The sequence below is a fragment of the Pseudovibrio exalbescens genome, assembly GCF_028737195.1.
In the GTDB taxonomy this organism is placed as follows: Bacteria; Pseudomonadota; Alphaproteobacteria; order Rhizobiales; family Stappiaceae; genus Pseudovibrio; species Pseudovibrio zosterae.
Map to the genome: position 1 here is coordinate 457842 of NZ_JAQZAJ010000003.1, position 25499 is coordinate 483340.

Genomic DNA, 25499 nt, shown 5'->3' on the forward strand with positions numbered 1-25499 from the left:
TCTTTTTGCCTAAGATACCCTTGCGTTATCACAGTGCCATTTTAGGCAGTGAGCACAGCGCGATGAACGGGCAAGAGGAGGAATGCCATGACAGTTGCTGCTATACTCAATAGCAAGGGGCGCGAGGTTTTCACGGAAAGCGCAGACAAGACGCTTGCGGAAATCGCTGCAAGTTTGGGCGGTCGCCGTATCGGTGCGGTTGTCATTTGCAGAGAGCCCGGTGTAATCGCTGGCATTCTTTCCGAGCGTGATATCGTGTCGGCCATTGCCCTTCATGGTTCCGAGGCGTTGGAACGCCCGGTGACGGAGTACATGACCGAGACCGTTATCACGTGTTCGGAGAAAGATACCATCAACTCCGTGATGGGCAAGATGACCGCAGGCCGGTTCCGTCACGTTCCTGTTGTCGAGAACGGGAAGCTTTGCGGCCTGATCTCAATTGGTGATGTGGTCAAATACCGGATCGCCGAGATCGAGCGCGAGGCAGAAGAGCTTCGAAGCTACATCCATACAGCTTGAGCTGACCTTGGCGCGCCGCTTCATCGCTTGAGGCGCCGCGCCACTGGTGCTGGGCGCTAGACGTGAGTTCTTGGAATATGGTCCAGGCAGGACTGGGTTTCATCCAGCGCTTTCAGTCCAGCTTCATAGCCCACCTTGATGGCTTCATCAGCACGGTGAAAGTCAAACAATCCCAAATGGCCCAGTCGAAGGCTCATGACCACATCTGGCGGGTCGCCTGCCAATCGGGAGCGACCGATGCGATCCTGAATGATGTTGTAGCTGTCCATCATCACACCGGAAATGCCAGGGAGTCCGTTTGATCTGCCATTTAAGAAGTGGCGGCGCAAAATACGGCTGGCCGTTTTGCCCATGGTCTTGCCCATGGCGTCCTTCATCTGCTGCTCAACCTCGGGCAGCGCGTCAGGAGGGGCTGGGGGCAGGTCATGGATCACAGTTGAGCCGCGGCCAAAAGTGTCTGAGTTCAGGTTTACAGCCACAACGACCCGTGCACCAAGTGCCCGGCAGACAGAGACGGGAATCGGGTTCACCAAGGCTCCGTCCACCAACCAGCGCCCGCCCAGTGTCACAGGTTCGAAGACGCCGGGGAGCGCATAGGAACAGCGAAGGGCGTGGGCGAGGGAGCCTGACTTGATCCAGATTTCATGCCCCGTACCAAGCTCTGTCGCAACGGCCGCAAACGGGCGGCTCAGGTCCTCGACCAGCATGTCACCAACATGGGATTCAAGCCGAGCACGCAAGCGCTGACCGCCTATGAGCCCCGACCCGCCAATTGACAGATCCATGAGTCCGAAGACCCGCCGACGGCTCAATGAACGAGCGAATTCTTCCAGTTCATCCAGCTTGCCGGCGAGATAACAGCCGCCGACAACCGCGCCGATGGACGTGCCGCATATGAGGTCTGGTGAAATGCCATTCTCAACAAAGGCGCGGATCACGCCAATATGGGACCAGCCGCGAGCTGCACCGCCGCCAAGAGCAAAACCGAGTTTTGGTCGCTCTGGCTTGGTTTGCGGCGAACTGCTTTCCTGCTTGTCTTGCAACTCGATGTCGCCTTCGAGCAGGCCTTCTGTACGTTCTTCAGGGCCGTCCTTCTTGGAAGGCCAGCGGGGAAAGTTTGCTAACACTCAATCTCTCCGTTCTTGCTAGCTGGCGTTTGTTTCACAAGGCCAGGGCATAGATACACTTGAGTGAACTCAACTTTCGTCGACTATTTCTTACCGTAGACCTCATCAGGGTCATAAACACGGTCCGCTTCAGCAAAAAACAGACGTGGATTGCCATCTTCGTCTGTCTTGATGGTGCGATAGAAGCAAGAACGATAGCCGACGTGGCAGGTTGCGCCGTTCCCGGCGACTCGAACCCGAAGCCAGATAGCATCTTGGTCGCAATCGGTACGGATTTCGACCACTTCCTGCACTTGGCCGGAAGTTCCCCCCTTTTTCCAATATTCTTGGCGGGATCTGCTCCAGTACCAGGCATGCCCGGTTTCGATTGTGCGCTCCAGCGCTCCGGCATTCATATAGCCGACCATCAGCAGCTCACCCGTGTCGAAATGGGTTACAGCTGCAGGGATCAAGCCATCCTTATCGAACTTGGGCGCAAGAATGTGCCCATGTTCCATGGCTTCTTTCGAGAGGTCGCTGGAGGGCACAAAACCGCTCATGTCTTTGGTCTCAGACATTTGATTGGGACTTTCGGGGATTGGTGATTTTCCGTCGGAGTTAAGAGCCCGCGCGCAGCAGAGTCATAAATCGTACCTGCTCAGCTGGGTCTTCCTTGAAGATGCCTGTGAACTGGTTCGTGATTGTGCTCACGCCAGATTTCTGGATGCCGCGCATGGCCATGCACTGATGTTCAGCTTCAAGCATGACGGCGATACCGCGTGGTGCAAGATGCTGCTCAATGGCGCCGACAATTTCAGCGGTGAGGTTCTCCTGCGTCTGCAGGCGGCGGGCGTAGATCTCCACGACGCGCGCCAGCTTTGACAGGCCGATAACACGGTCGGAAGGGTAATAGGCAATGTGCGCCTTGCCCTTGAAGGGCAGGACGTGATGCTCGCAGAAAGAGTAGAAGTCGATGTCGCGGAGCAATACGATGTCGTTGTAGCCGCCAACCTCTTCAAAGGTGCGCTCCAGGTGCTCCTTTGGATCTTCGCGATAGCCTGCGAAAAGGTCATCAAACGCTTTGACCATGCGCTTGGGAGTTTCGATCAGGCCTTCGCGATCCGGATCGTCACCTGCCCATTCCAATAGTACGCGTGCTGCTTTTTCAGCTTCTTCGCGGGTTGGGCGGCGCTTTTTGTTTAGCTGCTCTTGGTCTTCGCTCTCAACCGTTCTCAGCACAGCATCCATATGTGTTCTCCAACTTTACCCGGCGAACGTTTATTGTCCGGAAGGTCCCTGTTACTCAAATCATCAGGCCACACCACGTATTCGTGCAACCCTCAATTCTTACGTCCCACGTTGCTGCTAGGATTAGTGCCACGTGTTTTGTATTTGCCAATTCACTCATCCGCCTAAGAAAAGCGGCTATGGTCAGGGCTCTAAAACTACTCGGCACAGGGGCCTATATAGGTTAGATATCTGATAGATGAAAGACGCAGTGCCAGCAAGAGGCCCAGATGCTTAACGACATATACAATCAGAAGATCCTTGAGTTCGCCGGCAATGTGCCCCATCTCGGCCGCCTTGAGCACCCTCAGGGATCTGCGAAGGCGCACTCGCGACTATGTGGGTCGACTGTATCAGTAGATGTTCGTATGGAAAAGGATCGGGTTGTCGCCTTTGCGCAGGACGTCAAGGCTTGCGCTCTTGGGCAGGCCTCTGCCTCAATATTGGGTCGTCATGTCATCGGAGCCTCCAAAGGTGAGTTGGTTCAGGCTCGCGATCAGTTGAGAGCCATGTTGAAAGAAAATGGTCCGCCGCCAACCAACCGGTTCTCGGAACTGGAGTTTCTGTCGCCGGTGAAGGATTACAAGGCCCGTCATGCCTCCACGATGCTTGCCTTCAATGCTGTTGTCGAGGCGATCGAAAACGCCGAAGCCGATGCGGGCGTGGACGATTGAACCATGTGCATGTCTTGCGGTCCTCAATCTCCGAAAACACAGGAAGACCAGAAAGATCACGCTAAAGTGACAGAGAGGAAAGGGCCGGGCGTCTTTATCGCCATCGGCTTGATCCGCTTCTATCAGTACACGTTCTCCATGATCTTGGGCCGTGGCTGCCGATATGCCCCTTCCTGTTCCAGCTACACTGAGACTGCCATCCGCCGTTTCGGTTTTTGGGCCGGGGGGTGGATGGGGCTGTCTCGGATTACCCGTTGCAATCCACTCGGTGGTAGCGGCTATGACCCCGTGCCAGATTTGCTGCCTTCTGCCGGGCGTTGGTATGCGCCGTGGCGCTATGGTCTTTGGACCAGCGATCATATCGACCCTGCAACGCGTCTGGACGGGTAACGGTTCCTTACTGGCACCCTTGACGTCCTTCGGTGGGCGTCACCCCACTGAGCACCTCGAAGGTTCCCTCAACTGTCACGTTTCGGTCCGCTTCGGCGTTGATGATCACGCCATAGACTTTTCCCTGACTGAAATCGAGCGTCCAGACATAGCCAAGCTGTTGGCTCTCAGGTGATCCCCTCCAGGTTAACTGGGCGATATCGGGTGAAATCTGCGTCATTGTATAACTGGCTACCCCGTGCGTCGGGGCAGAAATCTCAGTTACATCGTTCCAGACCAGTTTGTCTGTTTCGCAAAAGAACGTTTCAAAACGTTTTTCTATTGCCTCGCCATCAGCCTTGGCTTCCTGCCAGGCATGGGTCAGCGTCTTTCCGAGGAGGTCTTGAGCCTGTGATGCGGCGGTAAACGCGAGCAGTGCGGAGAGGCTAAGAACGAAATACGACGTGGCTGTCATTGTTATCTCTTGTTTGGCCGTGTCGGATGGGTTTGGCGCTCACCTAGCGGAAGCTTGCCTATTTCATTTATCGGGGGGCTGTAGGTCTAGCAATCAGTGGTTGTTTGATGTGCTTCAGTTAACCAGAAGCTACTTATGGTCATGGTCTGCAGGTCAGGGTTTAGCCGGATCGCATGTGAATAACCTGCTGTTTGCTAGGCATAAAAACGGTATGAGCCGAGTTTTCCAAGGCTATGACGGCTAATTAGTGGACAGTTTTCAAAAGTGGCGTTGACAATCAGCGCACGAATTCGCATAAGGCCACCCACACGACGCGGTCGACACCGACAACGCGACGGAGGAGTGCCCGAGTGGCTAAAGGGGGCGGACTGTAAATCCGCTGGCTATGCCTACGTTGGTTCGAATCCAACCTCCTCCACCACCTTCCCTCAAATCTGAGAGTAGCTAGAAAGGTGGACACGATGACATCCGTTCCCTCCGATCTTCCAAGCTTTTCTTTTGGCGATACACCAGAGCTTGCTGATGAACTTCTGAAGCTTGTTCTCATTGGTCAGAAAACGGCGACCTGTGGTGACTTGCAGTATTACGAGAGCGAAGGTCTGCCTATTCCAAAAGCTGGAGAGCAGTATCTGGTGCTAGATGGTGCAGGGCAACCGGGCTGCGTGATCGAGCTGATCGACGTGTCCATCCGCCGTTTTGATGAGATCGATGAGGTCTGGGCCGTACTTGAGGGCGAAGGCGACTTAAGCCTTGAGCATTGGCAAGTGGGGCACAAGCGCTATTTCGAGCGTCTTGGTGTCTACGCTCCGGACATGAAGTTGGTCTGTGAGTACTTCCGGCTCGTGAAAATCTTCAAGAAATCCGGCCAGGATACCGTCAACTAAGTTAGATTGGTTGTTCAGCCTGCAGCGTTGCTGGTTCGATGGGCGGCACTCGCTGCTTTCTTCGCCCGACCGGGCCATGTTCGTGTGAGGGTCTGGCAGAGATCCTCAGCCACCATGTGCCAGTTACGCAATGCCTCTCTTTTCGGGACTTTCTTCCGGAAGCTGCTTGGCGCTTCTATGAATTTCTTGAGGCAGGTTACCAAGGACTCCGTTCTGTAAGGGTCGAAGTAGGTAACGAACTTGCCGCCGACTTCGGGAATCGAAGTGGTGTTAGAGGCGAGCACTGGGGTGCCCATCCAAAGAGCTTCTCCAACTGGCATGCCAAATCCTTCAAACAGGCTGGGGTAGATCAGCGCCTCTGCTTTGCGATAGAGCTCTGCCAGTGTTTGCTGATCCGGGCTTGGTACCACAAAGATGTAGCGCGCCATGGTCTCCAGCTCGTGGTCGTCGATCATGCGCTCCAGTTCTTTCGGATCAATGTTTCCTGCCAAAACCAACATAGGCAACTCAATCGGCATACCTCTTCGTGCCAAGGTCTCGTAGGCCTTGAAAACGGTTAGGGCATTCTTGCGGTGTTTGATATCGCCAACGAGCAGGAAGTAGTGGTTCGGCAGCTCTCTGAGGCGCGGGGTCTCCAGTTGAGGAAAGCGCAGCTCGTGGGCGAGGGCCACTGTTTGCAGCAGTCGTGGAAACGGCAGTCCTTGCTCGATCAGGAACTGTGTGATGTCATCTCGGGTGAACTCTGAGTTGGTGAGAATGTGAGGCTTTCGGAGAAGGACTTGGGTCAGGTCTTGCTGCCATTTGCCTGATCCAGCTGTGACGTGCCCCATTTTGACCCGAACGGGGATGAGGTCATGGATGTAGCAATAGGTTAGGTCCAGAAGGTCGTGCGCCTCGGCAAAACGGCAAAGCCGAAGCTGGGTGTCAATCCCGCCCATGTTCAGTATGGGTGCCATGGTGCCGGTAACAGGTTCCAAAAGGGCCTCACCGTTCAGTTTTCCTGTCGCGCGGGCGATAAGCAGCTGAGTTGCATGCTTAGTGCTGTGAAACGCGCGGCGAAAAGGGCGAGACTGGTACTTTTCCAGCCATGGTTCTGGCAATGAAAGTCCCAGGCAATCGCTTGTCCAATAAGGGAAGGGCTCTTGATGGTCGAAGAACTTGAGAGGGTCCACATAATGGTAGGTCTGCGTTGCTTCGTGGAAGCAGATGAAATCAACTGGGGTGTGGCCTTGGAACAGAGCTTGTGCCACTTCGAGGACGGTGCGTTGAATGCCAGTTGGTTGAGGTGTTGATTTTCGAGTGCCCTTTAGTTCTGTCAGGTCGAACAGCAGTTCTCCGCTTCCCTGTGGCATACAAACACCCCTTTGAACCTACCCTTTACGCTAAGGTTAGTGTGGTGGTGTTTTTTTGCTTCGACAATCTCCTGAATTTGTTGAGCTTGACCCATGATTACTGGACCAGCTCCCAAAAATTCTGTAAGGAACCCGGGCAAAGTAACCCCCAAACCGCTTACCTGCCTTGTCTGCAGGAGTGAGCTGGAGAGACGATATGATTGAGCTGACCTTCCCTGACAACTCGGTGCGCGCGTACGAAGCTGGTACAACCGGCCTGGAAGTTGCTGGAAGCATTTCAAAGTCGTTGCAGAAGAAAGCCATGGCAATGGCGATTGACGGCAACCTGCGCGACCTTTCTGATCCTATTGATGACAATGCCCAAATCGAGATCATCACCCGTGATGACCCGCGTGCGCTTGAGCTGATCCGGCACGACTGTGCTCACGTTATGGCTGAAGCGGTACAGGAGCTGTGGCCAGGCACTCAGGTGACTATTGGTCCGGTGATCGAGAACGGCTTTTACTACGATTTCAAGCGCGACACGCCGTTTACGCCGGAAGATCTGCCGGTCATCGAAAAAAAGATGCGTCAGATCATTGAGCGCAACGCAAAGTTCACCAAGGAAATCTGGAGCCGTGAAGAAGCGAAAGAGTATTTTGCTGAGCAGGGTGAGGCCTACAAGGTCGAGCTCGTTGATGCGATTCCTGAAGGTGAAACCGTCAAGATCTACAAGCAGGGCGAATGGCTTGACCTTTGCCGCGGTCCGCACCTTGTAAGCACCAATCAAGTTGGGTCTGCCTTCAAGCTCATGAAGGTCGCTGGCGCTTATTGGCGTGGTGATTCCAACAACGAGATGCTTACCCGCATTTACGGTACTGCCTGGTCCAACGAGAAGGACCTCAAGGCTTACCTTCACATGCTTGAGGAAGCGGAAAAGCGCGATCACCGCAAGCTCGGCCGCGAGATGGACCTGTTCCACTTTCAGGAAGAGGGGCCGGGCGTTGTATTCTGGCACCACAAGGGCTGGCAGCTTTTCCGTAATCTGACCGATTACATGCGCCGACGTCTTGAAGATGACTATCAAGAGGTGAACGCTCCGCAGATTCTGGACAAGGGTCTCTGGGAAACCTCTGGGCACTGGGAATGGTACCGGGAGAACATGTTCTCCACCGAGACCGAAGACAATCGCGTCTTTGCCATCAAGCCAATGAACTGCCCGGGCCACGTGCAGATCTTCAAGCACGGCCTTAAGTCCTACCGCGATCTTCCTTTGCGTATGGCAGAATTCGGCGCTGTTTCGCGCTATGAACCATCCGGTGCGCTGCACGGTTTGATGCGTGTTCGCGCATTCACCCAGGATGATGCGCACGTATTCTGCACGGAAGACCAGCTTGCCGCGGAATGCCACAAGATCAACGACTTGATCCTGTCTGTTTACAAAGACTTTGGCTTTGAAGAGATTGTGGTGAAGCTTTCAACGCGTCCTGAAAAGCGTGTTGGTAGTGACGAGGTCTGGGATCACGCTGAAGCGGTCATGAGTGAAGTGCTCAAAGAGATTGAGGCAAACTCTGGTGGCCGCATCAAGACCGGCATTCTGGAAGGCGAGGGCGCGTTTTATGGCCCTAAGTTCGAGTACACCTTGAGAGATGCCATTGGCCGTGAATGGCAGTGTGGTACCACTCAGGTGGACTTCAACTTGCCAGAGCGCTTTGGCGCGTTCTACGTGGACAAGGATGGCGAAAAGAAGCAGCCCGTGATGGTGCACCGCGCTGTCTGTGGTTCTTTGGAGCGTTTCCTTGGCATCTTGATCGAGAACTATGCAGGTCACTTCCCGCTTTGGCTCGCGCCGCAGCAGTTTGTAGTGGCTGCTATCACCTCTGATGCGGATGAGTATGCGGCAGAAGTTCATGCAGCCATGAAGGCGGCTGGCCTTCGCGGTGAGCTTGATCTTCGCAACGAGAAGATTAACTACAAGGTGCGTGAACACTCCTTGGCGAAAGTTCCAGTGATCATTGCTGTTGGGAAGCGTGAGGCAGAAGAGAAGACGGTGAGCATCCGTCGTCTTGGCTCCCGCGACCAAAAAATGATGGGACTGGAAGAGGCGATCGAAAGCCTGAAGGATGAGGCGATTGCGCCGGATCTGAAGGCAGGCGCCTAAACTTTTTGCCGATGACACTCAGGGTTGGTGATAAAAAATGTTGCCAACCCTGTTCTTTTCGCTTGCTGTCGCCAGAGTTTCACGATTGTTTGCTTAGGTGGCGACCTATTTATTGTTCGTTACCTAGGCTATGCCCGTGTACTGGGGAGGTCACATTTGGAATACGCAGAATTCAGCTACGCTAACGCCGACCATCCAAGGCTGAAGCGCTGGATCATTCGAGGTGTTGAGGGGCTATCTGGACGGAAGAAGCTTCTGCGTCTCTATGAAATTTGGAGGGATCAGATTGTTGGTAGTACGCCTTATCAATGGGGCGGACTGCTTAATCTGATAAATGTGTCTCTTTCGGTAAGCGGCTCTACGTGGCCTCCGAAGCAAATGCCTGATGGTCCGTTGGTCGTTATTGCCAACCATCCGTTTGGCATTGGTGACGGGTTGGCTATGCTTGCGCTCTGCGAGCAGCTTGATCGCCCTTACCGCATTCTCATCAACAACGAGCTTTTGAAGGTTCCGGAGATCCGCCCTTATTCGCTTCCTGTTGATTTTGAGGAAACTGCCGAAGCGCTGCGCAATAACATGCGCACCCGTCAGGAGGCGCTACGTCTGCTGAAAGAGGGCGTCACAATCATCGTGTTCCCCGGAGGCGGGGTTGCGACAGCCAAGAAGCCATTTGGACGGGCCGAAGAGCTGCCTTGGAAGACCTTTACCGCAAAGCTTATCCGCTCTGCGCAAGCAACGGTTCTGCCGGTCTTCTTTGAGGGGCAAAACTCTCCACTGTTCCATATGGCAAGCCGCCTGTCTCTGACGCTGCGCCTTTCTTTGCTCATCCGCGAGTTTCGCCGGATTGTGGGCTCACGTATTTCCGTTCGAGTTGGGGAGGCAATTCCCTTTGAAGAGCTGAGTACGTTTGGCAATCAGAAGGAAGTGATCGACCATCTGCATGAGCGTGTTCATGCGCTTGCGCCGCCAGAGCTGCGCCGCTCTGCTTAGGCAGAGTTTGGTCTGATCTCGGATCTTAAAAGCAAAAAGCTCAGCCTAGCGCTGAGCTTTTTCTGTATCAATCTCGATTTCCACGTCCCTGAAACCACTCTTGACTTCAAAGGTGTCCCGGTAGGTCACCGCGCCATTTCGGGCAAGCACTTCATAGGTGCCTTCGGCGAGGGTGAGGTCGAGAAAGGCTCCGTTTCCTGAGGCCACGGTGTCACCGCCTGGTGTTAGAACGGTCCAAGCGGTGTTTGCCAGAGAGATCTTGTTCTTCCCGCTGACAAGCTTGAGCGTCACTTCTCCTGCGCGGTGGTGCAGTGTGGCTTCGGTCAGCTTCCCTGCCTGCACGTGCAAATCAGCGCGTACGACGGCGTTCAAGTCTCCATAGCGACTGACCACGTGGTAGGTGCCTGCGCCGATGGCCACCAGCTCTCCCGGCTTCACATCGCCAGCGATCAGGTTACGGTTGCCCAAGGCATCGTAGGTCATGTCGTAGATGTCGAAGCGCACGGTTTCATCGTTCAGTGGCTGGTCGCCCGACAGAGCCGCATCCAGACGGATACCGCCTGCGTTCAAAACGATTGTGCCGGTTGTAACGCCATTCGTCAGCTCATGCCGGGTCGTGGCTGTCACCTTGCCAAAGCTTGTGTGCACCAGATAGACACCTGGGTCCAAGCGAACCTCTGCGTCGCTATCCTTGATCACGGCTGCTTGCTCGTAGGTGCCATCTTCACGGGGATTGGCATTAAAGATACGCCAAACCAGACCCTTGGTAAGGTTGGGGGTGTCTTCCGTCAGTTTTGCAACGAGATAAAGGGTTGCTTGATCGACCTCAGCGCTGCTTTGCCCTTCAAAGGCAAAGCTCGGGGCATATGTGAGGTTTCCTGCTCCGAGCGTTGGTGCAAGAGACTGGCCCTGATAGCCGCTGAGGGGATCATAGCTGATGGGAGGTGCGCCCGTTGGTCCTGCCGCACCGCCGCGTGGGTTCATGTCGAGAACTTCTGGCGCGAACGGCAGATCCGGCTTGGCGGTCGGAACGACCGGCTGTGCCTGTGTCGCTGAAGAAACGCCCGCTTGAAGAAACGCAGCAGTGACACAAGCCACTGTGATGCGCGAAAGGGTTCTGCAAGCAGATGTTTTTATTCTAAGCACCACGTTTTGCGCTCTCTGATACACGTTATTTTGAGTGTTACCTCAACGCGACACCCGACAAAAAACATGCCGCGAGGGTGAACTCGAAACTAGCCTGTCACATTTAGATTTGAAAGCGATTTGTAAAGGTTTACTTGAAGTTTTTACAGAAATGCTCAAATACGGCAAAATTGTGCCCAATCTATGCCCGTTGCCCTTGGGATTGATGGGTACATGTTTCCAGACTATGAGTTTTGTCAAATTATAGATTTGTTCTGCAAAAGCGAGAATCATGACACGGTCATACGATCAATACTCTGCTGTCACGCAATTCATGCTGACACGACGTTCCCAGCTTGCTGCAACACTTGTTGAGCCCGGTCCTTCTCCCGAAGATCTTGATGTAATTCTTCAGATTGCGGCACGTGTACCTGATCATCGCAAGCAATGCCCTTGGCGATTTGTTGTTTATCAGGGGGAAGCACGTCGTGTTGTTGGAGAGCGGCTTGCCGCAATTGCGGAGGAGAAAGAGGGCCCGCTTGGGCCTAATCACAAAAAGATGGAGCTGGAGCGATTCACCCGTGCGCCTCTCGTGGTAGGCGTCATCGCTTCTTTCAAGCCTGAGAGTAAAGTGCCTAAGCTGGAGCAGACTTTGTCAGTCGGTGCATCCTGCATGAATCTGGTGATCGCCGCAAATAGCATGGGTTTTGCGGCTCAGTGGATTACTGAGTGGTACGCCTTTGATCCGGAAGCTGCTGCGATGCTGGGAGCGAATGAGGGCGAACAATTTGCAGGCTTCATTCATATCGGTACATCCAGTGTCGCGCCCAAGGAGCGTGATCGCCCGGATGTGGCGTCTCTTACCACCCATTGGAATGGCTAGGATCTTCCATGTTCTACAAAACTGATGCTCACCATGGTCTGCCGCACAATCCGTTCAAGGCACTGGTCGCACCGCGCCCGATTGGTTGGGTTTCCACCCGTTCCGCCTCCGGTGTATCCAATCTGGCGCCCTACAGTTTTTTCAATGCCATTGGGGATACGCCGCCGATGGTGATGATTTCGTCCTCCGGCTACAAGGATACCGTCCGGAACGTGGAGGAGACGGGCGAGTTTGTCTGCAATTTGGCGACCATGGATCTGGCGGAGCAGATGAACACATCTTCCAAGATGGTTGAGGCGGATGTGAATGAGTTTGAGCTCTCAGGGCTTTCTGAGGTGGCGAGTAATATTGTCTCTGCACCGCGTTTGGGAGAGGCGAAAGCGTCGCTTGAGTGCAAACGGCTGTCAGTTCAAAGACTCGTGGACCTTGAAGGCAAAGAAACCAACTCCTGGTTGATCCTTGGGCAGGTTGTTGGGGTGCATATTTCCGATGACGCTCTGGTAGATGGTCTGGTTGATATGGCGCGTCTTCGTCCGTTGGCGCGCTTGGGCTACATGGACTACGCTGTCATCAACGAAGTGTTCCAGATTGAGCGTCCGCGCTGATGGTCAGTCACTGGATATGAAAGCGGCGGAGATGGAAGGTTCATCTCCGCCGTATTAGCCCGACAGCAATGGTTGCCCATCGCTGGGGAATGTCGGGAATTTTTGAGCCGTAGACTACGTTGCTCATAGTTTTAGGATTTAGCACTTTTCCGCGCTCCGTTAAACGGTTTTGGACAGGCACAACGGCATGCCGGCATGTGTCCAATGTGACACACCGGTCTCTCAGGCCCTTATGCAGCGACGGTCAATCTTGTTTCAAATAAGGCAAATGCTAGGGTTTTTGTGTGTTGTGGATCACATTTTGGATGGTAATTCTGCAACACTAGCTTTTGGTCGCGACAAATTTGTAGATAGCCTCAGCTGTGAATAAGGCGCACTGGTGCCGAATCGGTTGGTAACCCTTAGCTGCCTCATGTCCGCAAGGTCGTTGTCCTGTTGTTTCAAAGCGAAACAGTGTCGAAATGCCGGGCTAAGGAAAAACCTCGCGTTTGGCTTCCGGCACGAAGTGCAGTGATGTCGGATCTGAGCTGTCTGGCTGAGTTTTGTTAGGCGAAAACCGTTGCTATGGTTTCCAGCTGAGCGTAGGAGGCGGCGGCTTTGCCGTCGAAACCCATTTCCTTTGCCGCTTGTGCATGCAACTGGAGGGCGTCTGCCGTTGCGTCTCGTTCTGGTGTGTCATAGCAAGGGACACCAAGTGCCTTTCCGCCCATCAGCGTCATTGTCTGAGTAGCGACAAGGGCGGGACTGTAGGTGCCTGCATCGGCGTGGCGGCCGATTGCCCCCAGAGCAGATGCTGCTTTGGCCGCGTCCCAAAGAACGCCTGCGAGGCGGGAGGTAAAGAGCCCAGCGTTGCAAAGACTGTATGCAGCCACGGGTACATCGCCGATTTCAATAAAAACTTTCAGCGATCCCTCTGGAAGAGAGTGGTCCGCCTCATGAACGGACAGGAGTGCATCCAGTGCCGTTAGTTCTTCAAGAGCACTGGTGAGTGGAAAGCAAACCCCAGAGAGTTCAAGGTCTTTGTGCGCTTGCAGTGTGCTGTGAACGAGTTCTTCGGTTATCGTTTCCAGCTTGAGGAAGTAGTCGAGCCCGACTTTTGGTGCCTCTTTTGGTATGATGGGTGTTGCAGTCTGAGCCTTAAGGATTACGGATGTTGGGATGTTTGCCTTGGATACTTCAAGGCTACTTAACTCCGAAAGTTCTGAGACTAGCAAAAGAGGCATGGTTCGGCTTTGAGTTACATGACGTATACGACCACATCCTAAAGTACTCGGGGATGAATACGCTAGGAAAATTAAAAATTAACTATTTATTAACCATTATTAAGCATTTCTTACTAACGGTTAAGAAGGGGTTTGGCCATGAAGGTCGCTGGGGATGCCTCCATATCAGCACGGATAGAGCGCGCCTTCGAAAGCGCGTCGCATGCAACTGGTACGCCATTTGGCTACCTGGTTCAAGCTGCTGCCAAAGAGTCATCCATGGACCCGCAGGCCAAGGCGCAAACGTCTTCAGCTACGGGGCTTTTCCAATTCATTGAAAGTACTTGGCTTGAAACGCTTAAAAAGAGCGGTGATGAGCTGGGTCTGGAGGACTACGCGCGCCACATCGAGGTCACCTCCGATGGCGACTACGTTGTTGAGAATCCCCATTTGCGTGAGCAGCTCCTTGATCTTCGCAAGGATCCCGAGGTCTCCGCGTTGGTTGCCGGTGCCTTTACTCAAGCAAACCGTGAGGTGTTGACCTCCAAGCTGAACCGGACGCCGTCAACTGGTGAGTTGTATGTGGCACACTTTTTAGGTGCCAGCGGTGGGGCGAGACTGATTTCGGCAGCCGAACAAACCCCGGAAGTTGACGCTTCGGCGTTGTTCCCGCAGCAAGCGCGGGCGAACAAGGCGATTTTCTATGAGCGCAATGGTGAGGCGCGCAGCGTCGCCCAAGTCTATGACCGTCTGGTCAACCAGTTTGCGCAAACGGAAATGACGATAGCAGCCAAACAGGTAATGCAGGTCGATGAAACTGCGGTTGGAGGTCTGCCTCCGGTGCCAAAGGAAAAGGCTGACCAGCAGGCAGAGCCTGATGTCATTCAAAGCAGAATTCTGACCGCTTGGGCAACAAGCGGCCGTCATCCTGGCGCGCCTTTCGAGGCGCTCTTTAGAGCTACAGATGAAACCAAGCAGGCTGAGGCGGTGTCGGCAAGCATCTCATCAGCTTTTGCAGCCCAAGAAGATAATGCGGCGGACCTGGGCGCGGCGGGCGTGCCGCGTCCTCGACCTGCGGGGACGCCCTTGGATCTTACTGGCTTCCTGAACTATGGGGCCATCAAGCCAAACAAGGCCTAAGCAAGTGCGCCTATGTCCCTGAACCACAATATGTTTATGGTGAACCAAACATTAATAAATATGCTTAATGCTATGTCGTTGAGTATTAGTGTTAGTGGTCTGGCGTTCCATGATTGTATCGAGTTTTCTTACCTGGGTTCAAACGGCTCCGGCTGGGAGTAGGGCGCAAGCAGTGTCCGCCTTGGCAAAGGCCTATCTGTTTTCTGAGATGGACGCTGAGGAGAGGGACTCTGCCGAGGCAGCGTTGACCTTTATGCTGGATGATCCTGACGTGAGTGTGAGGGTGGCTTTGGCTGAGGTTCTTGGGCCTGCGGAAGGGGCGCCGCCGCATATCATTTCAACACTGTTGTGCGATGAAGAAACGGTTGCCTTGCCTGTTCTTGAAGCCTCTTCATCAATCTCTGAGGGCGAGCTGGTCGATCTGGTCGCGACCTCCAGCGCGGCGCGTGTCTGCGCGATAGCGCGGCGGCAACCTGTTTCCATCGGTCTTGCAGCTGCCATCTGCGAGGTTGCGCCATTTGAGGCCATCTTGGAGCTTCTGGGCAACAAGCGCGCTGTGTTGCGTGACCGCATGTTCCAACGGATCATCGATCGGTTTGGCGGCGAGCGCAGCATTCAGGATGCATTGTTGGCGCGAGAGGACTTGTCTTTGCCGCTTCGGCACATGCTGATCCGCCGCTATACAGAAGAGCTTCGCGATCATCCGTTGGTGAGCAATGGTGTTCATTCCCAGTCTCCTCAACGGCTTGTGGCGGATGCGCAGGACCGTGCAACCGTTGCGCTTGCCTACGATGCAGCGCAGGAAGAGCAGTCAGCACTGATCGAGCATCTTATTTCCAGTCACCAAATGACGAGCCTGTTGCTGTTGCGTGCGGTATGCACAGGCGCACTTGTGTTCTTCGAGCGGGCAGTTGTGCGTTTGTCCGGTGTCAACGAGCGCCACGTCAGCAGTGTCCTGAAGTCTCCCAAGAGTTCCACAGTTTCCGCGCTTCTCGCAAAGTGTGGCTTGCCAAAGCGTACCCATCCGGTGTTCGTCGCAGCGTTGGAGGCTTGGGCCTTGGCGGATACGCTCAACATGGACCGTTGGGGCAAGGCGCGTCTGGTCGTTACCGAGCTTTTAGATGAGCAGGATTCATTGGAACTTGAAGAGCTGGGAGATCTGCAGGATCTTTTGGTGCGCTTGAGTTATGAGGCGTCGCGTGAGAGTGCGCGTGAGCGGGTCTCATCCATGCTTTCAGCGGCTTAAAGAATTCATAATTCAATAGGTTGGCGGCGTCACACAGGTGGCGCCGTTTGCATTTCGGGGTCAGGTGTTGAAGTCGTCTGGGGTGTCTGCGTTGTGATCGCGGCCCAGGATTTTGGCGGTGGCCTGTGCCAAACTCTCAACCAAAATGCGTGCGGTGATGTTGGAAGCGTCTCTTGCGTCTTCGCGCAGCATGGCTGCAATGGCGGCAATGTGCTGTGTGATAAGTTCTTCTGGAACCTGGATTTCACCGCTCTGCATTGCTGAGATCAGCTCAGTCAGCGATCCTGCTACTTCTCCGACCAGCGGAAAGCCCAATGTCTCGGCCTGTCCCTTGATGTCGTGCGCTGTGCGAAACAGTTCCTCATAGGCTTCCTTGGAGCGGTTGCCATTCGTGACTGTTGCCCACGCCGACCGCAGATCTCTTGCCTCGTTGTCCATCCAGCTGGAGAATTCTTCGGAGAGTTCGGCAACCGCGTCTTCTGCGGCCTTCACGGGATCGAACTGGGCTGCTTCAGCAGCTGTGAGCTTGCGCACCTTTTTTGACAAATCCAAAGGTGCGCGAAACACTTCCGCGTCCTTTTCGGCTGGTGAATTCTTGTCAATCATTGCGCGCCACCCTGTGTTTTGATCCAGAAGATCAAGCCGCCTGCATTATGGAGTGCCGATTCCATGCAGGCAATGCCTCCAGCCGTTAAATATGTGCAGAATGCGCAACAGTTGCGCAGCGTGTTGCGCTGCAATTTGAGAGGTCAGTACTTGAACATTTCGGCCAGAATGCGCTCGTCCCAGCCGTGGTCATGATCAAACATGATGACACATTGAGAGCTGGTGTCTTCGTAGACCAGTACCTTGATGACATTACGGAATTCGAGATGGTCAGCCGAGGTGCTTACCGGGCGCTTGTCGGCCTCCAGCACCTCAATCTCCACCCTGGCGTGGTTGGGCAGAAGAGCGCCGCGCCACCTGCGAGGGCGGAAAGGGCTGATGGGCGTCAGGGCCAGCAGAGAGGAGCCAATGGGCAGGATCGGGCCGTGTGCCGACAGGTTGTAGGCCGTGCTGCCTGCAGGGGTTGCCACCATGATGCCATCACAAATCAGCTCATCCATGCGCACTTTGCCGTCAATGGTGATGCGCAGCTTGGCAGCTTGATGGCGCTGACGCAGAAATGAAGCCTCATTCAGGGCGTGCGCCTTGAAGAACTCGCCGTTCTTGTCGGTAGCTTCAACGATCAAAGGATGGATGCGCGTGTCCTGGGCCGTATTCAGGCGTTCCAGCAGCCCGTGAGGGCGGTAGTCGTTCATCAAGAAGCCGACCGAACCGCAGTTCATGCCGTAAAGGGGGATGCCGGTGTTCATGTATTGATGCAGGCATTGAAGCATCATGCCGTCGCCGCCCAGCGCAACGATCACATCGGCTTGGTCAGCTGGTACAGCGCCATACATAGTCTCCAGCTCAGCCTTTGAAGCGTCTGCTTCCGGCGTGCCGCTTGAGACAAAATGCAGTCGCTGAATGGATGTTTGATTCAATGTCCCGTACCTCCGCCGGAATTGCCTAGCATGATGGAAGTAAAATTAAAATCCGGCGAAGGGTGTTATTTTCTATGTGGTTGCCTTGCGTGAAGTCTCGTCACGACTTACTGGCTCGCAAAGACCATCAAGATCAACGTGGTCCAAAGAGCGCCGCTCATGGCCAACCCAGTGAAGTAAGGTGCTAAAGACTGCTTTTGTGCTTTGCTGCTATAGGCCATGACTGCCTCCTTCCAATGTTTCGTGAGTTGAGTATGCCGTTTTGAAGAATTGGGTCTGTGACAAGCGACACAGAACTGTAACTTGTCTAAGCTGGCGTATTTGAGGCCAAGCCTTGGCATTTGCTTGTCTCGTTCCGTTCATGAACACCTATGGTGAAAAACTCTCTAGTGACGCAAAGGCAACACGGGCCCGCTTTTTGCTTTGGGGGGCTTTTCACGTTCGTCAAATCGATTATGATTAACACTGCAAAGGCGAATAGTATTCGCTAGGACGGCAGGAAATATATTCTATATATTTCTTCCTAATTCATTTTATTATACTGTTTTATTGCAGCTTGGGGGCAGGCTGTATATGGGGTGATCTGTGCGGCGGCAGGTCACCCTTTTTGCTTGTTAGGTAGGTGTGTGTTGATTGCTTGGTATTGGTGGGATTGGTCGGGAAGCTGGCTTGTTAAGACTTAAGGGTATGGATCCCGCTTTCGGGAATACTTGTCTGAATTCCGTTTCAAGATCGCAGAAGTGCCGGTATTACGCATGATAGGCCTTCAGCATTGTAAAGCTAATTCAATCATTGTTTGATGCTTTGGCTGAGGGGGATAAGTCGCGGATGTTGAGGCCTGGGACTTCCGGTAAACACTGCGTGCACCCAGCGTGAACAGTTCAGGTCCACACGAAGGATTTCCCTTCATGCCGGCGTCAAGCCGGTGCTTGAGCCTTGACGCGAACGGGCATAACTCGGTTCCGGCTGTGCGTCACCTTGGTGCGCGAGTGTGCCGAACTTCCGCTTAAAGTATTGTGGGAACGTAGAGTTCTCCGCCCGCGCAGGGGCGAGAGACGCCCGTTGTCTGTGGGAAGGAAAGGGGAAGACCCAGCGCGGAACGAATGGCGAGAAACGCAAAGCACTCCGCTTCAATGGCGTCGCCGCGCCAGCCAAAGGCTTCGACTGGCTTTGCGTCGATTTGCGTTCGTTTGAATAATTCGCGCATAAACGTCGGGTTTTTGCGTCCGCCGCCGCAAACAGCAAGTACCTTGGGGCGGTGAGGCAGGTGAGCGACGGCTTTGGCAACTGCCGATGCTGAAAACGCTGTCAGAAGCGCTGCGCCATCTTCCAAGGAGAGGCCACTGGCAAGATCTTTCGTAAAGCTGAAACGATCCAGTGACTTGGGTGGCTTCTGATCGAACCATGGATTGGCGAGTGCTGCTACAAGGCGGGCCTCATCAACCGTCCCCTTGGCGGCGAGCTGGCCGTCCTTGTCAAAAAAGTTATTCCCGTGCTGCTTTACCCAGTCATTAATGGGAGCGTTGGCAGGGCCTGTGTCAAACGCCATTAGGGTGTCTGACCCATCCCACCAAGTGAGGTTGCCAACGCCGCCGAGATTAAGGAGCACAACATCCTTGGGATCATAACGTCCGGCAAGCTGGCCGATAAGCGCCTTGTGGTAGGCCGGTGCAAGCGGGGCACCCTGGCCTCCAGCTGCAACATCTGCACTGCGCAGATCATAAACTACCGGGATGCCGAGCAGGTTTGCCATCAATGGGCCGTCGCCAAGTTGACGGGTGGCGCCAGCCATGCCTTGTGCGGCTGGTCGGTGCAGCACGGTTTGCCCGTGAAAGCCGATCACGCCGATCTGGCTACGGGGTATTTTGTGGTCGTGAAGAAAATTGGCGACCGCAACAGACTGGGCGCGGGTCAGCTCCCGTTCCGCTTTGGCAAAGATGGCGGGTTCTGGACCGTTAAACTGCCAGGTTCGTGCTGCCTCCATGGCGTCGGTGAGCAGTTCAAGCAGTCCGTCAGGGTACGGGGAGAGCGTATATGCACCAAACTGGGTAACGGCGGTGCCGTCACTCTCAATCATGGCAATGTCAATGTTGCCGTCCAGCACAGTGCCGGTCATCAGTCCAATAGCCCAAACGGGATTCATGAATGCAGCTTCGCCCCTGATTTCATCTCTGCAGTTCTCAATTAGTCTAATAAGTGTGAATGGCGACTTCTAGCAAGGAGAAACCCCAAGCTTTCTGGAAAAATGCAAGAGTTAATTCTGTCGCGTGCAATGGATTGATTTGAGAGGTGGGGCTCCGTTAAGGTCACCTTTGGTCCGATTGGGTCGGGCCGCGCCAGCCTTCGCATCTGGAGGAGACCATTCGTGTTCAGTATCGCTCGCCTTGCCTTGCTCATGGTTGTTTTCATTGATGTGATGGGGCAGGGGCTGATTTTCCCCATCCTGACGACTTTGCTTTTACGCGAGGACTCCGCTTTCCTTATGGAGGGGAATGACCTGCTGGGCCGCGAGGCCACTTTTGGTGTGGTTCTGGGTGTGTTTTATCTCTTCTGGTTCTTTGGTGCTGCCTACATTTCCAAGCTGTCAGACTACATCGGGCGGAAGAACGGGATCCTCATTTGTCTAACCGGTGCGTTGGTCGGCTATGTGTTGACGGTGCTGGCAATTTATCTGAACAGCCTCATCCTGTTGATCGTTGGGCGGGCGGTTGCTGGCTTTACGGCGGGCAATCAGCCCATCGCGCAAGCCTCCCTGATCGATCAGAGCCGTAGCCCGCAGGAAAAGAGCCTCAATCTCGGTTTGATCACCGCGTTCGTGGCACTTGGTCTGGTGGTGGGGCCGCTTCTTGCGGGCGGGTTGAGTGACAGTCAGCTGTTGGGGTCTTACGCCTCCTTGCAGCTACCGTTCATGGCGGCCATCGTCCTTGTGCTGATTAATATTTTCCTGATTTATCAGGGTTTTGAAGAAACCAACAAACGCCGAAAGAAGATTGACTTTGGCCCGAGCGAGGTGTTTCTCGTTCTGTGGCGGGTGCGCGGGCGGCCTACCATCGTCAAGCTTTGTCTGGTGTTCTTCTTCGTGGAGATGGGCCTCAACGCCTTTTACATTTACCTGAACAACTTTCAGGTGGAACGGTTTGGGTTCTCGACCCAGCAGACCAGCCTGACGCTGGTGGTCTTTGGTCTGGTCATGGCATTTTCCAGCATAGTGTTGGTCCGGACCATGACACAGTTTTACCAGCGTCTTCCCATCGTGAAGGTGTGTACCGGCATCATGGCGGTGTTCGTGTTGACCTATGCTGCCAACAGCTTGCCGCTGCTGTCCTACATACTGCTCGTTCCTGTGGTCGCTGCTTTTGGGTTGGCCTACCCAATCATGCTGTCGCTGTTTTCTGCCAGCGCGCGCGATGATGAGCAGGGCTGGGTCATGGGGGTGACCATGGCGCTGTTCACGCTTGGTGCTGGGATCATTTCACTTGGTGGCGGGTTCTTGATGGCGCTTGATGTGAAAAGCGTTTTCTTTGTTGGCGTGCTCAGCTTCATCATTGCGCTGGTGTTGCAGTTTGGTTTGTGGCGCGAGCCAGATGTTGAGGCGCTTGATCCTCCGATCGGGTGACGAAAAGGGAAGGTCTCGCTCAGGCTTGACGCTCAAGTTGGCGCTGAGAAATTAAGGCGTCAAAGCAATCGTTGCACCAAAGGTAGAGGTTGCGGGTGGCTCTGGATTGGATTTTACTTCGCTTAACGAAGTGAAATGAGGGGCCGACATGGCAGGCACACGCACCAGCTTTGCAGGTATGGACTGCGCAATCGCTCAGGCGATTGAGCTGATTGGCGATGCCTGGACTCTATTGATTTTACGAGCACTTTTCCAAGGACTGAAGCGCTTTGACGACTTTCAGGGTAACCTTGGCATTTCCACCAGCGTGTTGACGGATCGGCTGCACCGGCTGGTGGAGGCCGACATCATTCGAAAGGAAAAGGACCGAGAGGACGCCCGCTCTTCCGTGTATCTCCTGACCGACAAGGGTATGGATTTTTATCCCGTTTTGATTGCGCTAAACCAGTGGGGAGAGCGTTGGGAAGGCAAGCCAACAGGACTGCGGTTGGACCTGATCGAACGCGAAACGGGCAAGCCTGTGCGAGAGGTGCAGGTTCTGTCCCAGGACTACAAGGTTTTGACAGCGCGCGATGTTGAGGCGCGTCCGGGACCCGGCGTGGGGGCGGTCTTTGCGGATGCGCTGAACCGCGTGCGACGCCGCAAGGCGACTTGAGCCAAGTAGGCCTAGAGCACAGGAGGGTCTCATGGGATTTCAATTCGAAACGGTTCCGCTCATCGTGAATGAAAATGGTGCGGCTGGTCGCTTGTCCGAGCTGATCAAGACACGGTTCAGCTGCAAGCGCGTGGCAATCATCACTGATGCGGGGGTGGTAGAGACCGGCCTTGTGAAGTCCGTCGTGAGCGCGCTGACCAAAGGTGGCTTCAATCCTATTGTCTTTGATGGTGTTGAGCCTGACCCTTCTGAACAGATCGTGCTGGAAGCCGCCAGCTTTGCCAAAGCCAATGATGCAGACTGCATTGTTGGGCTCGGCGGTGGCAGTTCCATGGATACGGCCAAGATGGTGGCGGTGTTGTGCTGCAGCTTGCAGCCGCTTCATGCGCTTTATGGCATTGGCAAGGTGGAGGGAAAGCGCCTGCAACTCATTCAGGTGCCGACCACGGCGGGAACGGGGTCTGAAGTGACGCCGATTGCTATTTTGACCCGCGAGGACCACAGCAAGATGGGCATTGTATCGCCGCAGCTCTATGCGGATGTGGCGGTGCTGGACCCGGAGCTGACGACCAAATTGCCTGCGGAAGTGACTGCGGCTACGGGCATCGATGCCATGGTGCATGCCATAGAGGCCTATACGTCCTTGCATCAGAAGAACCCGATTTCCGATGCGTTGGCGCGTGAAGCGCTGCGGCAGCTTTGGACGCATATCCGTGCTGCATACATGGATGGCGGTGACATTCCGGCTCGCTCCGGCATGTTGCTGGGCGCGATGATGGCGGGCCAGGCGTTTGCCAACAGCCCGGTGGCGGCTGTGCATGCGCTCGCCTATCCCATTGGCGGGCAGTTCCATGTGCCGCATGGGCTCTCCAATGCGCTGATCCTGCCGCACGTGCTGCGGTTCAACCTGCCTGAGGCCAAGCATCATTATGCGGAGTTGGCGGAAGTCATTCTGCCGAACATCTCCGGTAGTGTGGATGAAAAGGCGGCGGGCTTCATCCGCGCCCTTGAGAACCTATGTTTTGAGCTGGGTATTCCGGATCATCTAGCCCAGGTGGGCATTGAAGCCAACGACCTGCCCAAGCTGGCGAAAGCCGCCATGGACCAGACCCGGCTTTTGGTGAACAACCCGCGCCGCGTGTCCTATGACGATGCGCTTTCCATTTACAGGGAGGCGCTATGACCCGGCCCCAGCCGTATACCCGGTCCGGCTTTCTGAGCTTTCACGATGTGCAGACGCGTTGGATGGACAACGATGTCTACGGGCATGTGAACAACGTCGTCTACTACGCTTATTTCGACAGCTGCGTGAACGGCTACCTGATCGAGAAGGGGCTGCTGGACTTTGAAAGAGGGGAAACAGTTGGGCTGGTGGTTCATTCCTCGTGTTCGTATTTCGCGCCGCTTTCTTTTCCGCAAAAAGCGGTAGCAGGGCTGCGGGTGCTGAAGATCGGGCGCAGCAGCGTTGAGTATGAGATCGCGATTTTCATTGAGGGCGAAGAGGGGGCCTGCGCGCAGGGGACATTCACGCATGTGTATGTGGACCGCATGACCCGCAGGCCGGTGCCGCTCTCGGAGAAGATGCGGGCGGCGCTCAGGCCGCTCGTAACGGAGGAGGGCGCGACACCCGCCTGAATGACCCGGCAGCGCCGGGGAGGAGGAACCAGAATGACAAGCTGGCAAGACCAGAAACGCCATGTAGAGGTGCTTGGCGAACGGATGAGCTATGTGGAACGGGGGGAAGGACGGCCCATCCTGTTTTTGCATGGCAATCCGACTTCATCCTACCTGTGGCGCACTGTGATGCCGCAATTGGAAGGGCGCGGCCGCTGCATCGCGCCGGATCTGATCGGTATGGGTGACAGCGCCAAGCTGCCAAACCCGGGGCCGGAGACCTATCGCTTCCATGTGCATGCCATGTATCTGGATGGCTTTATCGACGCGGTAATCGGCACACAGGAGAAGGTGGTGCTGGTGGCGCATGACTGGGGCACAGCGCTGGGCTTCGACTGGGCCCATCGCAACCCGGAGCGCGTGGAAGCCATTGCCTATATGGAAGGGTTCGCCCGGCCGGTGGCCAGCTGGGAGGAGTGGAACAAGGACGCAACGCCGGTGTTTCAGGGGTTCCGGTCGGAGGCGGGTGAAGGGATGGTTCTGGACAAGAACCTCTTCATCGAGCGGGTGTTGCCGGGCTCCATCGTCCGCACGCTGAGTGATCAGGAGATCGAGGAGTACCGCCGTCCGTTCAAGGAACGCGAAGACCGGTGGCCCACCTTGACGTGGCCGCGGGAGATCCCTGTGGCGGGAGAACCGGCGGACGTGCATGAGCGCTTGACGGCGGTGAGTAACTGGATGGCGGACAACGAGGTGCCCAAGCTGTTCGTCAACGCCGAGCCGGGCGCCATCATGATCGGGAAGCTCAGAGATTTTTGCCGAAGCTGGATCAACCAGCACGAAGTTACTGTGCCGGGCATTCATTTCATTCAAGAGGACTCCGGTCCGCAGATCGGACAGGCCATTGCCCAGTGGCTGCGTGATCTAGACAGTTAAGAGAGGATTTCCCATGGCATTGCCAAGCGTATTGAAAGACCGTCTGCGCCTGCCGCTGGTTGCAGCACCCATGTTTATCGTTTCCAATCCTGACCTCGTTATTGCTCAGTGCAAGGCCGGCATTGTGGGCTCTTTTCCGGCGCTCAATGCGCGCCCGAAAGAGGCGCTGGAAGAATGGCTGAAGCGGATCACGGAGGAACTGGCTGCATACGATGAAGCGAACCCGGATGCGCCTTCGGCTCCTTTTGCGGTGAACCAGATCGTCCACCGGTCCAATGACCGTCTGGAGCATGATCTTGAGGTCTGCGTGAAGTACAAGGTGCCCATCGTCATTACCTCTCTTGGGGCACGTGAAGATGTGATCGAAGCGGTACACAGCTACGGCGGCATTGTGCTGCACGATGTCATTCACAATGGTTTTGCCAAGAAAGCCATTTCCAAAGGGGCAGATGGCCTGATCGCTGTGGCGGCAGGCGCTGGTGGCCACGCTGGCAGCGTTTCGCCATTTGCGCTCATTCAGGAAATTCGCGAGTGGTTTGACGGCCCTCTGCTGCTTTCCGGTTCCATCAGCACGGGCAAGGGCATTTTGGCAGCCAAGGCCATGGGGGCTGACCTGGCGTATATGGGCTCTGCCTTCATTGCCACCAAGGAAGCCAATGCGGTTGATGGCTACAAGCACATGATCGTGGAGTCTTCTTCCGACGATATTGTGTATTCCAGCTACTTCACCGGCATTCCGGGGAACTATCTCAAGCCGTCCATTCGCGCGGCCGGCATGGACCCGGATGCGCTGGAGCACGGATCGCCAGAACAGATGAACTTTGCTGCCGCCTCCAAAAAGGAAGGCGTCTCGGCAAAGGCGTGGAAGGAAATCTGGGGCGCGGGCCAAGGTGTTGGCGGCGTAAAGAGCATTCAGTCTACAGGCGACTACGTTGCGCAGCTGCGCGAGGAATACGAAGCTGCCAAGCAGGCATTGCTTGCTGACTGAGCCCTGACAATTCCTCAGGAATAACATGAGTTGGGCCCCCGTTCGGGGCCCATTTCTTTTGTGCGGGGTGCTTTTTCATCGTTTCATGCGGTATTTTGCGTATAAAGTTGAGTTTATCTAAGGGGACTCTTTTGGAAAGTGCTGGGTCCGTGCATTTTCTTTTAGGC

The 25499-nt window shown here is 55.0% G+C and carries 26 protein-coding genes and 1 tRNA gene; 17 read left to right on the top strand and 10 right to left on the bottom strand.

Features of this window, described 5'->3' with window-relative positions:
* Window positions 1-87 precede the first annotated feature (87 nt).
* A complete protein-coding gene (locus tag PUV47_RS11460; RefSeq protein WP_274218698.1) occupies window positions 88-519 on the top strand; it encodes a CBS domain-containing protein in 432 nt (143 codons plus the stop codon).
* A 56-nt stretch (window positions 520-575) separates the two neighbouring features.
* Here PUV47_RS11460 and PUV47_RS11465 read toward each other — a convergent pair whose 3' ends face one another.
* The 3 genes from PUV47_RS11465 to folE form a co-directional block, all read right to left on the bottom strand.
* Window positions 576-1646 (bottom strand): patatin-like phospholipase family protein, encoded by a 1071-nt coding sequence (locus PUV47_RS11465; protein WP_274218699.1) that lies wholly within the window; start codon window positions 1644-1646, stop codon window positions 576-578.
* Window positions 1647-1729: 83 nt separating this feature from the next.
* Window positions 1730-2203: a phosphoribosyl-AMP cyclohydrolase gene (hisI, locus tag PUV47_RS11470; RefSeq protein WP_413697822.1), complete on the bottom strand. Its 474-nt coding sequence runs from the start codon at window positions 2201-2203 to the stop codon at window positions 1730-1732.
* 40 nt (window positions 2204-2243) lie between these two features.
* Window positions 2244-2873, bottom strand: a complete 630-nt coding sequence (gene folE / locus PUV47_RS11475; RefSeq protein ID WP_274218700.1) for a GTP cyclohydrolase I FolE — start codon at window positions 2871-2873, stop codon at window positions 2244-2246.
* A 269-nt stretch (window positions 2874-3142) separates the two neighbouring features.
* Here folE and PUV47_RS11480 point away from each other — a divergent pair, with 269 nt between their 5' ends.
* Both PUV47_RS11480 and yidD read left to right on the top strand, forming a co-directional pair.
* Window positions 3143-3586, top strand: coding sequence for an iron-sulfur cluster assembly scaffold protein (locus tag PUV47_RS11480; protein ID WP_274218701.1), 444 nt, complete (start codon window positions 3143-3145; stop codon window positions 3584-3586).
* A gap of 66 nt (window positions 3587-3652) precedes the next feature.
* Complete coding sequence (yidD, locus tag PUV47_RS11485; protein WP_274218702.1) at window positions 3653-3976, top strand: membrane protein insertion efficiency factor YidD; 324 nt, start codon at window positions 3653-3655, stop codon at window positions 3974-3976.
* 7 nt (window positions 3977-3983) lie between these two features.
* Here the strand turns inward: yidD and PUV47_RS11490 are convergent, their stop codons facing one another.
* Entirely contained in the window at window positions 3984-4430 is a 447-nt protein-coding gene (locus PUV47_RS11490) for a hypothetical protein (protein ID WP_274218703.1), read from the bottom strand.
* A gap of 336 nt (window positions 4431-4766) precedes the next feature.
* Here PUV47_RS11490 and PUV47_RS11495 point away from each other — a divergent pair.
* Window positions 4767-4851: transfer RNA gene (locus tag PUV47_RS11495), tRNA-Tyr, on the top strand.
* Between the two features lie 40 nt (window positions 4852-4891).
* Window positions 4892-5314, top strand: coding sequence for an ASCH domain-containing protein (locus PUV47_RS11500; protein ID WP_274218704.1), 423 nt, complete (start codon window positions 4892-4894; stop codon window positions 5312-5314).
* Window positions 5315-5328: 14 nt separating this feature from the next.
* Here PUV47_RS11500 and PUV47_RS11505 read toward each other — a convergent pair whose 3' ends face one another.
* A complete protein-coding gene (locus PUV47_RS11505; protein ID WP_274218705.1) occupies window positions 5329-6666 on the bottom strand; it encodes a glycosyltransferase family 4 protein in 1338 nt (445 codons plus the stop codon).
* Window positions 6667-6862: 196 nt separating this feature from the next.
* Here PUV47_RS11505 and thrS point away from each other — a divergent pair, with 196 nt between their 5' ends.
* Both thrS and PUV47_RS11515 read left to right on the top strand, forming a co-directional pair.
* Window positions 6863-8806, top strand: coding sequence for a threonine--tRNA ligase (gene thrS / locus PUV47_RS11510; protein ID WP_274218706.1), 1944 nt, complete (start codon window positions 6863-6865; stop codon window positions 8804-8806).
* A gap of 156 nt (window positions 8807-8962) precedes the next feature.
* Window positions 8963-9796 (top strand): lysophospholipid acyltransferase family protein, encoded by an 834-nt coding sequence (locus PUV47_RS11515; RefSeq protein ID WP_274218707.1) that lies wholly within the window; start codon window positions 8963-8965, stop codon window positions 9794-9796.
* Between the two features lie 45 nt (window positions 9797-9841).
* Here the strand turns inward: PUV47_RS11515 and PUV47_RS11520 are convergent, their stop codons facing one another.
* Window positions 9842-10894: a hypothetical protein gene (locus tag PUV47_RS11520; RefSeq protein WP_274218708.1), complete on the bottom strand. Its 1053-nt coding sequence runs from the start codon at window positions 10892-10894 to the stop codon at window positions 9842-9844.
* Window positions 10895-11213: 319 nt separating this feature from the next.
* Between PUV47_RS11520 and PUV47_RS11525 the strand changes: the two genes are divergently transcribed.
* The gene (locus tag PUV47_RS11525; RefSeq protein WP_274218709.1) at window positions 11214-11804 is read left to right on the top strand and encodes a nitroreductase family protein; all 591 of its coding nucleotides are present in this window, start codon (window positions 11214-11216) and stop codon (window positions 11802-11804) included.
* Between the two features lie 8 nt (window positions 11805-11812).
* Window positions 11813-12409, top strand: coding sequence for a flavin reductase family protein (locus tag PUV47_RS11530; protein WP_274218710.1), 597 nt, complete (start codon window positions 11813-11815; stop codon window positions 12407-12409).
* A 545-nt stretch (window positions 12410-12954) separates the two neighbouring features.
* Here PUV47_RS11530 and PUV47_RS11535 read toward each other — a convergent pair.
* On the bottom strand, window positions 12955-13632 hold the full coding sequence (locus PUV47_RS11535; RefSeq protein ID WP_274218711.1) for a hypothetical protein: 678 nt from the start codon (window positions 13630-13632) through the stop codon (window positions 12955-12957).
* 138 nt (window positions 13633-13770) lie between these two features.
* Here PUV47_RS11535 and PUV47_RS11540 point away from each other — a divergent pair, with 138 nt between their 5' ends.
* Both PUV47_RS11540 and PUV47_RS11545 read left to right on the top strand, forming a co-directional pair.
* Window positions 13771-14751 carry a lytic transglycosylase domain-containing protein gene (locus tag PUV47_RS11540; RefSeq protein WP_274218712.1) on the top strand — a complete coding sequence of 327 codons (981 nt, stop codon included), beginning with the start codon at window positions 13771-13773 and terminating at the stop codon, window positions 14749-14751.
* A gap of 172 nt (window positions 14752-14923) precedes the next feature.
* Complete coding sequence (locus PUV47_RS11545) at window positions 14924-15997, top strand: DUF2336 domain-containing protein (RefSeq protein WP_274218713.1); 1074 nt, start codon at window positions 14924-14926, stop codon at window positions 15995-15997.
* A gap of 60 nt (window positions 15998-16057) precedes the next feature.
* Here PUV47_RS11545 and PUV47_RS11550 read toward each other — a convergent pair whose 3' ends face one another.
* From PUV47_RS11550 to PUV47_RS11560, 3 genes are all read right to left on the bottom strand, one after another.
* A complete protein-coding gene (locus PUV47_RS11550; protein WP_274218714.1) occupies window positions 16058-16603 on the bottom strand; it encodes an Hpt domain-containing protein in 546 nt (181 codons plus the stop codon).
* 143 nt (window positions 16604-16746) lie between these two features.
* Window positions 16747-17523 carry an NAD kinase gene (locus PUV47_RS11555; RefSeq protein ID WP_274218715.1) on the bottom strand — a complete coding sequence of 259 codons (777 nt, stop codon included), beginning with the start codon at window positions 17521-17523 and terminating at the stop codon, window positions 16747-16749.
* A gap of 1006 nt (window positions 17524-18529) precedes the next feature.
* Window positions 18530-19666, bottom strand: a complete 1137-nt coding sequence (locus PUV47_RS11560; protein WP_274218716.1) for an anhydro-N-acetylmuramic acid kinase — start codon at window positions 19664-19666, stop codon at window positions 18530-18532.
* A 222-nt stretch (window positions 19667-19888) separates the two neighbouring features.
* Here PUV47_RS11560 and PUV47_RS11565 point away from each other — a divergent pair, with 222 nt between their 5' ends.
* From PUV47_RS11565 to PUV47_RS11590, 6 genes are all read left to right on the top strand, one after another.
* Window positions 19889-21139 carry an MFS transporter gene (locus PUV47_RS11565; protein ID WP_274218717.1) on the top strand — a complete coding sequence of 417 codons (1251 nt, stop codon included), beginning with the start codon at window positions 19889-19891 and terminating at the stop codon, window positions 21137-21139.
* A 148-nt stretch (window positions 21140-21287) separates the two neighbouring features.
* Window positions 21288-21794 carry a winged helix-turn-helix transcriptional regulator gene (locus PUV47_RS11570; protein ID WP_274218718.1) on the top strand — a complete coding sequence of 169 codons (507 nt, stop codon included), beginning with the start codon at window positions 21288-21290 and terminating at the stop codon, window positions 21792-21794.
* A 31-nt stretch (window positions 21795-21825) separates the two neighbouring features.
* Window positions 21826-22977: an iron-containing alcohol dehydrogenase gene (locus PUV47_RS11575; RefSeq protein WP_274218719.1), complete on the top strand. Its 1152-nt coding sequence runs from the start codon at window positions 21826-21828 to the stop codon at window positions 22975-22977.
* Window positions 22974-23429, top strand: coding sequence for an acyl-CoA thioesterase (locus PUV47_RS11580; RefSeq protein ID WP_274218720.1), 456 nt, complete (start codon window positions 22974-22976; stop codon window positions 23427-23429). The genes PUV47_RS11575 and PUV47_RS11580 overlap by 4 nt, the downstream gene beginning before the upstream one ends.
* Before the next feature lie 33 nt (window positions 23430-23462).
* Complete coding sequence (locus PUV47_RS11585; RefSeq protein ID WP_274218721.1) at window positions 23463-24344, top strand: haloalkane dehalogenase; 882 nt, start codon at window positions 23463-23465, stop codon at window positions 24342-24344.
* A 13-nt stretch (window positions 24345-24357) separates the two neighbouring features.
* Window positions 24358-25332 carry an NAD(P)H-dependent flavin oxidoreductase gene (locus PUV47_RS11590; RefSeq protein ID WP_274218722.1) on the top strand — a complete coding sequence of 325 codons (975 nt, stop codon included), beginning with the start codon at window positions 24358-24360 and terminating at the stop codon, window positions 25330-25332.
* Window positions 25333-25499 lie beyond the last annotated feature (167 nt).

What these genes read in the sequence shown, in the direction of transcription:
- PUV47_RS11460 (WP_274218698.1), top strand. Translation starts at nt 88, where the DNA reads ATGACAGTTGCTGCTATACTCAATAGCAAGGGGCGCGAGGTTTTCACG.
- hisI (WP_413697822.1), bottom strand. Translation starts at nt 2,203, where the DNA reads ATGTCTGAGACCAAAGACATGAGCGGTTTTGTGCCCTCCAGCGACCTC.
- folE (WP_274218700.1), bottom strand. Translation starts at nt 2,873, where the DNA reads ATGGATGCTGTGCTGAGAACGGTTGAGAGCGAAGACCAAGAGCAGCTA.
- PUV47_RS11480 (WP_274218701.1), top strand. Translation starts at nt 3,143, where the DNA reads ATGCTTAACGACATATACAATCAGAAGATCCTTGAGTTCGCCGGCAAT.
- PUV47_RS11490 (WP_274218703.1), bottom strand. Translation starts at nt 4,430, where the DNA reads ATGACAGCCACGTCGTATTTCGTTCTTAGCCTCTCCGCACTGCTCGCG.
- PUV47_RS11500 (WP_274218704.1), top strand. Translation starts at nt 4,892, where the DNA reads ATGACATCCGTTCCCTCCGATCTTCCAAGCTTTTCTTTTGGCGATACA.
- PUV47_RS11505 (WP_274218705.1), bottom strand. Translation starts at nt 6,666, where the DNA reads ATGCCACAGGGAAGCGGAGAACTGCTGTTCGACCTGACAGAACTAAAG.
- thrS (WP_274218706.1), top strand. Translation starts at nt 6,863, where the DNA reads ATGATTGAGCTGACCTTCCCTGACAACTCGGTGCGCGCGTACGAAGCT.
- PUV47_RS11525 (WP_274218709.1), top strand. Translation starts at nt 11,214, where the DNA reads ATGACACGGTCATACGATCAATACTCTGCTGTCACGCAATTCATGCTG.
- PUV47_RS11530 (WP_274218710.1), top strand. Translation starts at nt 11,813, where the DNA reads ATGTTCTACAAAACTGATGCTCACCATGGTCTGCCGCACAATCCGTTC.
- PUV47_RS11535 (WP_274218711.1), bottom strand. Translation starts at nt 13,632, where the DNA reads ATGCCTCTTTTGCTAGTCTCAGAACTTTCGGAGTTAAGTAGCCTTGAA.
- PUV47_RS11540 (WP_274218712.1), top strand. Translation starts at nt 13,771, where the DNA reads ATGAAGGTCGCTGGGGATGCCTCCATATCAGCACGGATAGAGCGCGCC.
- PUV47_RS11550 (WP_274218714.1), bottom strand. Translation starts at nt 16,603, where the DNA reads ATGATTGACAAGAATTCACCAGCCGAAAAGGACGCGGAAGTGTTTCGC.
- PUV47_RS11560 (WP_274218716.1), bottom strand. Translation starts at nt 19,666, where the DNA reads ATGAATCCCGTTTGGGCTATTGGACTGATGACCGGCACTGTGCTGGAC.
- PUV47_RS11570 (WP_274218718.1), top strand. Translation starts at nt 21,288, where the DNA reads ATGGCAGGCACACGCACCAGCTTTGCAGGTATGGACTGCGCAATCGCT.
- PUV47_RS11575 (WP_274218719.1), top strand. Translation starts at nt 21,826, where the DNA reads ATGGGATTTCAATTCGAAACGGTTCCGCTCATCGTGAATGAAAATGGT.
- PUV47_RS11580 (WP_274218720.1), top strand. Translation starts at nt 22,974, where the DNA reads ATGACCCGGCCCCAGCCGTATACCCGGTCCGGCTTTCTGAGCTTTCAC.
- PUV47_RS11585 (WP_274218721.1), top strand. Translation starts at nt 23,463, where the DNA reads ATGACAAGCTGGCAAGACCAGAAACGCCATGTAGAGGTGCTTGGCGAA.
- PUV47_RS11590 (WP_274218722.1), top strand. Translation starts at nt 24,358, where the DNA reads ATGGCATTGCCAAGCGTATTGAAAGACCGTCTGCGCCTGCCGCTGGTT.